Raw genomic sequence first — 12308 nt, forward strand, 5'->3', positions numbered from 1 at the left:
CATGAGCAGAGCGAAGACCCGGCTGGAACTGACCTGGATCGGCAAGGACGAGCGCCCGAAGCTCGAACCGCGCATCCTCCTCGAAGACCCTGCGCTGTCCTACCACGCGAAGGAGCGTCGCTCGAAGGACGACCTCTTCGACAACCGGCTGATCTTCGGGGACAACCTGCTCGCGCTCAAGGCCCTCGAAGCCGAGTTCGCCGGGAAGATCAAGTGCATCTACATCGACCCGCCGTATAACATCGACGCCGCTCAGGGGCACTACCACGACAACCTTGAGCACTCGCAATGGCTGTCACTCATGCGTGACCGCTTTGAGCTCCTTAGGCGGCTATTGAGTGATGACGGATCGATGTGGGTCACCCTCGACGATGGTGAGGCACATTACTGCAAAGTCTTACTCGATGAGGTGTTTGGCAGAACATGTTTTGTGACCTCGGTGGTCTGGCGGACCAGTGACAACAGCAACAACAACGCAAAAACGTTCTCGCTCGATCACAATTATCTGCTAGTGTACGGCAAGCGTCCTGACTGGACGCCAGAGTTCCTAGACGACCCTGCGAAGCGAGGTCATTTTAAGAACCCTGACAATGATCCCCGTGGCCCTTGGTTTGACGGCAATCCGGTAAACAATCCAGCCCTTCGGCCAAATCTGCAGTTCGATCTGATTGGCCCGAATGGCGATGTGATAAAGTCACCTCCTAACGGGTGGCGATGGTCGAAGGAAACGATTGAAGAGAAGATGGCTGCGGGAGAGATTCGCTTCTCTCCGGATGGGAAGCGGCTTATTCGTCGCACCTATCTGCGGGACATGGTTGGTCTACCTCCATCAAGTGTCTGGGTCGATGTCGACGAAACAGGACATAACCGACAGGCAAAGTACGAGTTAAAAGGGCTCTTTCCCGATGTGCCTGTCACTTCACTCTTTCGAACTCCAAAACCCGAAAGACTGCTCAAGCGGGTGATTGAATTGGCGTCAAATCCCGGGGACTGGGTTCTCGACTCCTTCGCGGGCTCGGGCACAACCGGCGCCGTGGCGCACAAGATGGGCCGCCGTTGGATCATGGTCGAACTCGGCGAGCATTGCCACACCCACATCATCCCGCGTATGCGCAAGGTGATCGACGGCGAGGACAAGGGCGGCGTCACCGAGGCCACCGGCTGGCAGGGCGGCGGCGGGTTCCGGTACTCCAGACTCGCGCCGAGTCTGCTCAAGAAGGACAAGTGGGGCCAGTGGGTCATCAACCCCGAGTACAACCCCGAGATGCTTGCCGCGGCCCTGTGCAAGGTCGAAGGGTTTCGCTACGAACCATCTACGACAGTCTTCTGGCAGCAGGGCCAATCGTCCGAGAGCGACTTCATCTATGTGACGACGCAGACACTGACCAAGGACATGCTCCGCCACCTCTCCGATGAGGTTGGGGACCGGCGTAGTCTCCTCGTGCTCTGCCGAGCGTTCAAGGCAAAGATCGGCAAGGGAGAGTTCCCGAACCTCACCGTGAAGAAGATCCCCAGGGCGATCCTCTCGAAGTGCGAGTGGGACCGCGACGACTACTCGCTGGAGGTCAAGGCGCTCCCCCCGGCGACGCCGGAACCCGCTCCCGACGCGATCCAGCCCAAGCCGTCGACGAGAGGCAAAGAGCGCAAGGCTATCCGCCGCAAGGTCGCGGCCGCGGCCCAGGGCGAGAAGCAGCCGGAACTGTTCCGCGAAGAAGGGGGGAAGTGATCGATGGCATCGACCTTCACTTCCCCGAATCCCAAGGTGAACATGATCTCGAACCGGCTCTCGCTGCGCGACCCGCAGCGTGTGTCGCTCGACATCCTCGCGCAGTTGTGCGATGTGCTCCCCCTGGAGAAGACCAATTCGCCCGAGGAACTCAAGGCCGCGCTTGACGCGGTGAAGGCCCAGTTCCCGAACACCACCGGCTTCGAGGACTTCGAGCGTGAGTTCCCCTCGCTCTGCTTCGCGCTCGCGACGGGCGTGGGCAAGACGCGCCTCATGGGCGCGTTCATCACCTACCTCTACCTCGTCGAGGGCGTCCGCCACTTCTTCGTGCTCGCGCCGAACCTGACGATCTACAACAAACTGATCGCCGACTTCACGCCCGGCACGCCGAAGTATGTCTTCCAGGGAATCAGTGAGTTCGCGACCACGCCCCCGGAGGTCATCACCGGCGACAACTACGAGAGCGGCCGCGGCGTCCGGTCCGAGTCGTGGACCCAGGCGCAGGCGGACGCGACCGCCAATGCCGGGGGATTCCAACTCCGCTCGGGGGCGGCGTTGCGGCAGGCGCGCCTGTTCGGCGATGCTCCGGTTCACATCAACATCTTCAACATCGCGAAGATCAACAGCGAAGCGCGCGGAGGGAAGTCCCCCCGCATCAAGCGGCTGAGCGAGTACATCGGCGAGAGTTACTTCGAGTACCTCTCCGGGCTGGACGACCTTGTGCTGCTGATGGATGAGAGCCACCGCTACCGCGCCAGCGCGGGCGTGCGGACGCTCAACGAGCTGAACCCGATCCTGGGACTGGAGCTCACGGCGACGCCGCAGGTGGAGTCGGGAGGGAAAAAGCCGGCCGAGTTTAAGAATGTCATCTACAGCTACCCGCTCTCCCTCGCTCTCAAGGACGGGTTCGTGAAGCAGCCCGCAGTGGCGACACGCCAGAACTTCAGCAAGGACAACTACGACGAGAAGGGGCTCGAGAAGCTCAAGCTCGAAGACGGCGTCCGGATCCACGAGGACACCAAGGCGCATCTGGCCGCCTATGCGGCGCAGGCGTCGGCGAGGTTCGTCAAGCCCTTCGTGCTCGTGATCGCCAAGACCGTCGAGCACGCCGAGGAACTGAAGCGCACCATCGAGGACGACGAATTCTTCAAGGGCCAGTACAAGGGCAAGGTGCTCGTCGTGCACTCAACGCAGAGCGGCGCCGAGAAGGACGAGGCCGTCGCGATGCTGCTCGAAGTCGAGCGTCCGGAGAACCCGATCGAGATCGTCATCCATGTGAACATGCTCAAGGAGGGCTGGGATGTCACCAACCTCTTCACGATCGTGCCGCTGCGAACCGCCGACTCGAAGACCCTCGTCGAGCAGTCCATCGGGCGCGGCCTGCGCTTGCCTTACGGACGGCGCACCGGAGTGTCGGCGGTCGATCGCCTGACGATCGTGGCGCACGACCGGTTCCAGGAGATCATCGACGAGGCGAACAAGCCCGACTCGATCATCCGGGCGGACTTTGAGAAGGTCTACATCACCGAGGAGCGCACGGTGCCGGTCATCGCGACACCGGTGCTCCACCAACGCATCATGGGCGGGGCTGCCGCTCCGGACGGCCAGCCAACGCAGCCCGCGCTCTTCGAGAGCAAGGAAGACATCGTGGCGGCGGAGGCGACGCTGAGCGTCATCCGCGAGTTCGAGACACTCAGGAAGTCGGCCGATCTGCTCAAGCCTGAGGTGCAGAAGCAGATCGTGGAGCGGGTGAAGGCGACGGTGCTCCCCGCCCAGGGTGTGATCGAGGGGGTCGTCGCAACGGCCGACATCGAGAAGGTTGTCAAGAAAACCACAGACGCGTATGTCGAACTGAGCATCGACATCCCGCGCATCGTGGTGGTGCCGAAGGCGGGCGTGCAGACCGACATCGGGTTCCGCGACTTCGATCTCGACTGTCGAGCGGTTCGGCTCCAGCCGGTCGAAGACGACATCCTGATGAAGTACCTCGACGATAACCGGGTCGAGATGCTCGCCCGGGGCACCGGCGTGGTCGCTGAAGCACGGCCCGAGGACTACCTCGTGCGGGGCCTTGTCGACTTCGATGATGTCAGTTACGACGACCACGCCGAACTGCTCTACAAACTCGCCGGGCAGATGGTGGCCCACCTGCGGTCGTACCTGCCCGATGACGAGGCGGTCGAGAATGTGCTCCAGTACCACCAGCACCAACTCGTGAACATCATCCATGGGCAGATGGAGCAGCACAGCATCGAACCCGACGACGCCGAGTACGAGGCGATAGTCAGCAAGGGTTTCGGAACGATTCGGCCTGGCAGTTTCACCGCTATTGCGGGAGAGAAGGCCCGCCCCTTCCGCCAGCCGGTCGAAGACAAGCTCTACATCCGCTCGATCGTGTTCGAAGGCTTCGCGAAGTGCCTGCTCACCAAGCAGAAGTTCGACACCGATTCGGAGCGACGTTTCTCGGTCATTCTGGAGGATGACAAGAGCGTGCTGAAATGGGTCAAACCGGCGAAGGGCCAACTCCGCATCTTCGACTTCAAAGAATCGGCGTACGAGCCGGACTTCGTTGTCGAGACGAACAAGGAGAAGATCCTCGTCGAGGTCAAGCGGAAGACGGACATCGAGACGGACGAGGTGCAGGCGAAGGCCAAGGCGGCTCGTTTGTGGTGCGAGCGCGCCACGATCCATGCAAAAGAGCACGGGGCGAAGCCGTGGCGCTACCTGCTCATCCCGCACGATGTCATCAAGGACAACATGACGCTGGCGGCGCTCGCGTCGTCGTACGGGCAGCGTTGATCAGGTCGAGTCACATAAGCGATGCGGAAGGGCGGCGAATGGCACAAGAGTCATCAACACAAGATTTCATGTCAAGCCCGTACTTTCAAAGAATGCTCGTTGACGCACCCAATACTGAGCGCGATTTGGCAGATTTCAACAAGCGCTACGGTGACCTCATTAACGCTGACACCTCGGGGATGACTGTAATTCTGCGATCCCACCTCATCGTCGAGCACTTCATCGACGAGTATCTCCCGAAGGCGCATCCGGGTGTTCAAGACTGGGATGCGGCTCGACTAACCTTCGCCCAGAAAGTTGCTTTCATAGACCACCCCCGATCCAATTTGACGATGGTGATGCCGGGAATCCGTGCGCTCAATCGAGCCAGGAACAAGATCGCCCATACTCTGGATGCTGCGCTCCCCCCCGGCGACCTACGGCCCATGGAAGAGTTCGTCCGCGTTTGGTATGGCGCTGCAGGGAAGCCAATACCCACAGGCATGGACGCGGTGCCCCATTTCGCGCTCACTGTCGCCGGTTTCCTACATGGGTCCAGTCGGATGATCGAGAGACACTCTCCGCAGGGAGGCATCATGGGCTTGCTGGCGTGGCACGAAATGGCGTAGCTGGCGCGAACTGGCTCAGCTACGAGGTGCGAACGCAGCAAACGGGGTGCGTTCGGGTACCCTGAAGTGCAGGCAAAGCGCGGGTTTCAGCGGGGAGCATCACGCGGCCGAGGAAGGGGTCGCCGCGGTGAGCCCCATGGACGACGGCCGAAGACGGCAGAACAGTCGCGAACATAGTGCTTGAAACCTCTCGACTTTGGCGTCCCAAGAGAGCAGTATTATCCGCCATGAGCTCGGTTCAATCACAGCCCGAAACCGTATTGGAAGCCATCCTTCGATGGTCCAAGACTCGGCCGCTCTGGCTTCGAGACGCTCTACGTCGCGTCGTGCAGCAGGCTTCAATCACCGAAACGGACATTCAGGAGCTCAAGAGCATCTGTCTTGCTGAGCACGGCACAGACCCCGCTATCGCGAAGACGATGGCGACGACATTGGATGCGGCCGACCTTCCGGCCTCGCCAACAGCGGCAAACTCCGTGTCTCTCGTGTCAATCTCGGCCGTTGAGTTCGCGAACCAACTCGCTCCTGGCCAGACCCTCAGCATCGCACCCAGTGGCCTGACCGTGATTTACGGCGACAATGGGTCTGGAAAGTCGGGGTATTCGAGAATCCTCAAGCGGGCCTGTAGAGCCAGAAACCGCGGGGACCAAATCGAGCCCAACATCTTCGAGACGACGCCGAGACGCGGGGCGAAGGCTCGAATCGACTATCAGGCCGGTGCCGCGGCGAAGAACGTAGCTTGGTCCGACGGCCCGAACCCCGTTGTTCCTGAGCTCTCAGCCATCAGCGTCTTCGACTCGGAGTGTGCGGCCATACACGTCGAAGAGAAGAACGATGTGGCCTTCCGACCCCATGGCCTCGATGTACCCGAGCGGCTCGCGTCAATGTGCCAGCGGCTCAAGACTTCGCTTGAGGCTGATCGGCAGGCGGCTGCCGCAGAGCGTGACGCTGCATTTCAACTCCCAACTTGGACTGCCACTACATCCGTCGGCAAGGTGTTGTCCAGTCTTCGCCATGACACCAACTTCGAGAGCTTGCAGAAGCTCGCCATCATGAGCGATGCGGAGAAGAAGAGGCTCACAGACCTACGCGAGGATCTCTCGAAGGACCCCGCGGCGGCCGCCAAGGAGGTTCGTCTCCGGATAGGTCGCCACAAGGCGGTTGCCACCTACCTCGAAACTGTCGAGGCTCAAACGTCCGAGGCCAAGTTGAGCGAACTGGCTCGGCTCGTCGCTGAATCGCGAACAAAGCGCGATGCAGCCAAGGTGGCCGCAGAATCGCTCTTCGCCGGAAGCCCGATTAAGGGTATCGGAAGTGAAACCTGGAGAGAGCTTTGGGAGTCGGCCCGCCGCTACTCCGAGAGTACTGCGTATCCGAAACAGAAATTTCCGGTGACGGCGAATGATGCCCACTGTGTGCTTTGCCATCAGCCGATTGGAGCAGAGGCGGCTGATCATCTCCACAAGCTCGAAGACTTTGTCAAAGCAGATACCGAGAAGCTGGCGAAGGAGGCTCAATCGAAGGCCATGACCGCTTGGGAAGCCCTCAAGAGAGCAGAGGTGTGCACGGGTCCGTGTCGCGAAGGACTGAAAGAGCTCAAGCACCATGAGCCCGGTATGGCGGCAGATGTGAGACGCTTCGTCGTCGTCGCTGGCCTGAGAAAGCGACACGTGCTCAGGGCCATCGACGCACAGCAAAGCCCATCGCCGCTCGCGGCTGGAACGTCCCCACTGAAGGCACTTCGCGAGTTCATCCAGCGAGAATCTGAGAGAGCGTCTGCGTTGGAGAAAGCCGCGGTCGATGCGGCTCGCACGCAGCTCAAGAGCGAGTGTGCCGAGCTTCACGACCGGGAGCTCCTGGGGCCGTTGCTCCCGAAGGTGAAGGCGGAGATTGAACGGCTATATCGTGTGAATACCATCGACAAGTGCATTGTTGCCACCAATACAAAACCCATCACGGAACTCGGAAACGGCCTCGCCGAGCAGGTGCTCACTCCGCAGCTTCGTGACCGCTTCACGGAAGAGCTAATCGGCCTCGCCGGCAGCAAGGTCAGGGCTGAACTCACGTACGCAGGAGGCAAAGCCGGCACCCCACAGTACCAGGTGAGGCTCATCGCTCGACCTTCGGCGGATGTCGCCGGCGTTCTCAGCGAGGGTGAGTCGAAGTGTGTCGCACTGGCAGGTTTCTTGACCGAGCTTGCAACCGCTGACCATCGCTCCGCCATCGTCTTCGATGACCCGGTGTCTTCACTTGACCACAAGTGGCGACAGAAGGTGGCGAAGCGGCTTGTCAAAGAGGGGCGCACTCGGCAGGTGGTCGTGCTCACACACGATATCGTGTTTGTGCATGACCTCTATGACCACGCGAGGAAAGAAGACGTCCCGTGCGAACTTCGTAACCTCCGGCGCGATTCGACTGGTACGGGCGTCGTTGGTGACGGGCTGCCGTGGCTCGGCATGAAGGTTGAGGCCCGCTTGGATGCCTTGGGCAAAAGAGCACGAGCCGCGCGCACACTATTCGAGGCTGGTGACGAGGATGCGTACAACCGCGAGGTTGAGACCCTCTACAGCGACCTCAGGGCAACCTGGGAGCGAGCCCTTGAAGACGTAGCCTTTGGGAGAACCGTGCTCCGACACCGCGACTACATCGACTCCGGCGACCTTCGGAAAGTGAGCGTACTAACGCTTCAGGACTGCGACGACTTCCGTAAACACTTCCACAAGTGCTGCGATGTGACCAACTCGCACGACAGGTCTCCCGGTCGAAACCCCGAACACCCGGAGCCGACCGAGCTCCTCGAAGACATCAAGGCTCTGGAGGATTGGGTCAAAGACCTCCGTGAACGCCAGAAAGCCATCAAGCCGTAGACGGTGATACCGACGAAGCCGTGCTCGGCCGGCCTTCCATGTCAGCTTGCTAATGCATGATAAAGGATGACGCAGTACCGCGCCGATGCACTTACTGAGCGAGCTGGATCGGCCGTGCTAATGATCGTTGTCGAGTCGGGCTCGAATGCCCGGTATGCCTACGAGGATTTCTTCGCGGGGCTCGTCGTATCCGCACGGCTCTCTCGACAGTGCCGCTTGATCACTTCCCAGATCCGGCGAGAGAGCCGAACCACTGCGATCAGCAATTCGAGCGGAATCGGGCTTGACCGTGTTAGGGTGTGTTTGGCACAACAGTCTTGAGGATTCCGGACGATCTAACTCGATCTTGTCCCCGGGGACGCTCTGGCGCGAACTGGCGCAGCGACGGGGTGCAAGCGCAGCAACAGGGTGCGTTCGGGTGCGCTGAAGTGCAGGCAAACCGCGGGTTTCAGCCCGGCGCGTCTGGCTGATAAGGGTGAGGTCGGTAGTTCAAATCTACTCGGGCCCACCACGCAACCCCAAGCCGCCCGCCGCTTCCGGCGATCCACACCCACATACTCAGACGATTCTGGCGCGGTTTTGGCGCGGATGGGACTCCGTCCCTGTCTCCGACGCTTGCTCCCAGCCAGACGATCTCTTGTCCCAGCGATCTTCGGAATCGAGTCCGGGTTCCCTCGACCTATGACGGATCTTATAGGATCGAGATCATTAACCGAGCGATAAAAATGCGGCGGGCTGCATCACGCAGACCGCCGCGACATAGCTCGAACTCTGAGGAGAAAGATTAGTTGCCGTGCTCGTTGATGCCCCGCTGGAGCGTCGCGGCGTCATTGCCGCAGATCACGCCATCGCCGTTGATGTCCGAGGGTGCGATGAACCACTCCGCCAGGTCGCCCGAAGTCACCTGCCCGTTGCGGTTCAGGTCGAAGAGCGACTGGCAGCCGTCGTACGCGGTGAACTCGTACGACTGCTGGGCGATGTACACGATGTCGCTGGGGTTGCTGAGGTCGCTGCCCGCGACGCGGACCTTGTCGGTCTTGATGGTGATCACATAGGTGAAACCGGGCTCGAAACTCACAGGGTTGCTGTTGCTGTCGACAGGGCGCTTCATCACCAGCGTCCGTCCGTTGGCGATGGTGACGCTGCCGAGCGTCACGAAGCCGTAGTTGTAGTCGATGCCGTTGACCCGCTTGATCTTGCGAACCTCAACGGCGTCCGGCCCGGACACGCCCGACGCGAACGAAAGGCGCCCGTAGAAACTGGCGCGGAATTCGTAGGTGTCGTAGATGCACGGAGGATCGACCTCGATCGAGAACGGGTCGATACGCCCGATGAGGATCTCGCTGCCCTCGACGGGGTTGCACGCCTCGCCGTGAAGGACATAGCCGATGACACCAGCAGAGCCGCCGCCGAGAAGGGAGGGAGTTTCCGGGTACTCCTCACCAAGGAAGTAGTACTCGGGGATCCCGGGGTTTTGCCAGAGAGCAGGGTTCTTCGTCACGCGGATGCGGGCGTCCTCGTCCCATGTGCCGCCGTCGTTGTTGGCGTTGATGGCGATCTGGTTTTTGAAGTTGCCGGCGTTGAACTTGAAGAACGCGTTGGGCCCCATCGAGTCGCCGATCTTGTAGACATTCGTCGTTGAGTTGCGGATCTCGAAGTCGGAATCGAAGCCCCCGCCGAGGGTCATGCTGTTGACGGTCCGGGCGCGAAGGACGCCGCCATCGGAGAAGCCCATGGGGCGTCCGGTGTCATCAAAATCGATGGGGTCGTTGAGATAGGCGGCGCTGCCCTCGTCGTAGCCCCAGCCGCCAGGGGTGACGAGGATCTCATTGATGTCGCCGTCAGTGGCCTGCAAGCCTGTATTGATGGTGACGGGACCGAGCGCGCCCGCCCGGATTGTCGAGATGTTGCCGCCGGGGATGTTGTCCGCGGGGCCTCGCGTCGTGATGCGCTGCGGCCAGTTGGTCGGGTTCACCGACCCGATGAAGCCGTCGGCGTGGATCGTCCCGATGTCGCCGCCGCTGGTGATGACATCGCCGAGCAGGGCGCCGTCGAGCGCAAACTGGGGGTAGAACGAGAAGTTCACCCGGACGAGGTTGATGTCGTTCGCCGGGGGCGTTGACCAGTTCGACCCGGTCGCCTGAATGTCGGCGAAAATGCTCCAGTTCGCGGTGACGGTGCCGATGTGGTTGGCGACGATGGCGCCGAAGCGCTTGCCGTAGTCCGGGTTGGGGTTCTGCGGCGTGCCCGGGTTGCGAACGACATCGCCGATCTCGTTGGCGCGGACATTCATGACCCAGAGTTCGCCCGAGCCGAAAGTCCGCCGAATGCCCCCGATGCTCTGCAGGTTCCAGAGTTCGAAGTCGGGATCGATGTCGGGGAACGGCGCGTAGGAGGCGCCTTCGACATAGAGCCGCACACGGGACGCACCGAAGCTGGAGGGCAGCGTCTCCACACGGATCTCGCCGATCTCTTCGCCCGGCTCGTCGAAGGTGATGTCAACCCGGATGTCCGTGTTGTTGGACTCGCTCTGCTTGACCCGGACAATCCAGTTGTTGCCCGATGCAGGAATCAGGTCCGCCTTGCCAGAGGGAACGGTCGTGATCTGCGGGGCGGCGTGCACGCCCGAGAACACGCTCCCTGCGAGCGCAGCGATAACACAAGCGGTCATGCGATGCATACGATAACTCCTCTTGAGAGGCCCTTTCCGACGCAATCGGAAGGGCAGCCACATGGTCCCGTCGAGGCCACTCCTCGGCGGGATCTTTCGTGAACAGGTTCGCTCATCGACCTGTTGTTAGTTCTTGAGATTGCTCCCCGGGAAAGTGTCTCGGCGACGACGCGACGCGGCGCAAATCGTCATGCCGCTCAGAACCAGAAGACTGGACGGCGAGGGCACCATGGTCGCGAGGCGGAAGGCGTAGAACGCTGAAGTAGCCGAAGCGCCCGGATCCCATGAATCGATCGAACCAAACGATGCGGTGTCGTTGCCGACTACGACGCGACCCTGCGCCGAAACAAAGATCGTTCCGTCGGAAAGCCGAAAGACGCCGCTCGGTGTCTCGACCCATTCCCGTTCCGTGCCGACGATGTCGAGCAGGCCCCATGGCGACTGAGTGTCGGGATAGCGTCCCACGCGGAGTTTTTCCCACAGCGGATCACCCGGCATGCCACCCCATTCGCCCTCCCCAGGAGGGCCCACTACGGGTTGTTCGTTCGATCCGTGCGGGAAGGTCCAGTACCCCTCCTCGCCCTCGCCGTAGCGGTTCGGGTCGTAATACCCGGCTTTGAGGTACTCGTCGAGCGAGGGAAGCCAGAACCGCGCGTCCTCGTTGCGCGTGACCGGCGAGCCTTGGGTGTGACTCGTGAAACTCGCGTCGGTGAAGGTGTACGCACCTGTGTGGAAGGTGTCCCAGGTCAGATTATCGGAAGGCGCGCCGTTGTGCAGCCAGTTGGCGTAGCGTGCGGCGTTGCGCCACGAGATCGCAACGGCGCTGTCGTTATACGCGGGGTTTACGGTGATGCCGCCGAGGGTTGAGATGCCCGAACTCGTGAATTGCCCCGCGCTCGGAGCGCCAGACTCCACGCGACCGGGAATCGATCCGATGCTTTCCCAAAATGGCTGGAACGCCTGCACGAAGTCGACATACTGGGTCTGCACCACCTCGGTGCGCATGATGCGGTACGAGTAGTCGACCCTGCCGCGATCGTCGATGTGGTTGAGCGTGATGCCGTTGGGCAACTCACGCTCGCTCTCGATCCACGAGCGGTTGCCGGGGGCGCCCACGGTGACGAAGTCGAACCCGAACCGCTTGATCACCGCGTTGGCGGCGGCGAGGTCCTGAGCGGTGTGCACCGGCGCCGGTGGGCGAGGGGGCGTCTGGGGGAACTGCTGCGCGTGAGCGATGGGGTCGTAGACCGCAGCAACGAAGACTGTTGCTAGCGCGATCCTGATCGCGTGTGCTTGTGCCCAACTCCCCATCTGTTCTCTCCTGCGGAATCGCAATCCCCGGCGTCGTGCCCGGCGCACGGCGTTCACCCAGTGCCTGAAGCATACAGGAAGCTCGAGTTCTCGCAAGCCCTCTCTGGGGAAAACATGAAAAAGTTTTAGGACCTTAAAGCCCTGCCCGCAGTTGCTGTTTGTCGGGGCTCGCATTGAAGCGGCTCGGATTCGCCAGATGTTTGTTCGATTCATCCCCACGCATCGAGCGGTGATCGTGCGTTTTCGCGTCGGGCTGTCTCTCCGTCCTCCTTGTTCGGGCTTGGTGGTCCCCCTGTCGGGTGACGGACCACCAACCCCTCACAGAC

6 protein-coding genes are annotated in these 12308 nt (G+C 61.3%); 4 read left to right on the forward strand and 2 right to left on the reverse strand.

Annotated elements, in window-relative coordinates; translation table 11 throughout:
• The first annotated feature begins 1 nt into the window (after position 1).
• From KF684_08605 to KF684_08620, 4 genes are all read left to right on the forward strand, one after another.
• The gene (locus tag KF684_08605; GenBank protein MBX3352984.1) at positions 2–1726 is read left to right on the forward strand and encodes a site-specific DNA-methyltransferase; all 1725 of its coding nucleotides are present in this window, start codon (positions 2–4) and stop codon (positions 1724–1726) included.
• 3 nt (positions 1727–1729) lie between these two features.
• A complete protein-coding gene (locus KF684_08610) occupies positions 1730–4525 on the forward strand; it encodes a DEAD/DEAH box helicase family protein (GenBank protein ID MBX3352985.1) in 2796 nt (931 codons plus the stop codon).
• A gap of 92 nt (positions 4526–4617) precedes the next feature.
• The gene (locus KF684_08615) at positions 4618–5133 is read left to right on the forward strand and encodes a hypothetical protein (protein ID MBX3352986.1); all 516 of its coding nucleotides are present in this window, start codon (positions 4618–4620) and stop codon (positions 5131–5133) included.
• A 326-nt stretch (positions 5134–5459) separates the two neighbouring features.
• On the forward strand, positions 5460–8000 hold the full coding sequence (locus tag KF684_08620; GenBank protein ID MBX3352987.1) for an AAA family ATPase: 2541 nt from the start codon (positions 5460–5462) through the stop codon (positions 7998–8000).
• A gap of 784 nt (positions 8001–8784) precedes the next feature.
• On the opposite strand, the gene KF684_08625 is transcribed toward KF684_08620, so the two are convergent.
• Positions 8785–10671 (reverse strand): hypothetical protein, encoded by a 1887-nt coding sequence (locus KF684_08625; protein MBX3352988.1) that lies wholly within the window; start codon positions 10669–10671, stop codon positions 8785–8787.
• Between the two features lie 126 nt (positions 10672–10797).
• Positions 10798–11982: an SUMF1/EgtB/PvdO family nonheme iron enzyme gene (locus KF684_08630; protein ID MBX3352989.1), complete on the reverse strand. Its 1185-nt coding sequence runs from the start codon at positions 11980–11982 to the stop codon at positions 10798–10800.
• Between the last annotated feature and the right edge of the window lie 326 nt (positions 11983–12308).

It is taken from the genome of Phycisphaeraceae bacterium (genome assembly GCA_019636675.1).
Taxonomy (GTDB): domain Bacteria; phylum Planctomycetota; class Phycisphaerae; order Phycisphaerales; family UBA1924; genus JAHBXC01.

What these genes read in the sequence shown, in the direction of transcription:
- KF684_08605 (MBX3352984.1), top strand. Translation starts at nt 2, where the DNA reads ATGAGCAGAGCGAAGACCCGGCTGGAACTGACCTGGATCGGCAAGGAC.
- KF684_08610 (MBX3352985.1), top strand. Translation starts at nt 1,730, where the DNA reads ATGGCATCGACCTTCACTTCCCCGAATCCCAAGGTGAACATGATCTCG.
- KF684_08615 (MBX3352986.1), top strand. Translation starts at nt 4,618, where the DNA reads ATGCTCGTTGACGCACCCAATACTGAGCGCGATTTGGCAGATTTCAAC.
- KF684_08625 (MBX3352988.1), bottom strand. Translation starts at nt 10,671, where the DNA reads ATGACCGCTTGTGTTATCGCTGCGCTCGCAGGGAGCGTGTTCTCGGGC.
- KF684_08630 (MBX3352989.1), bottom strand. Translation starts at nt 11,982, where the DNA reads ATGGGGAGTTGGGCACAAGCACACGCGATCAGGATCGCGCTAGCAACA.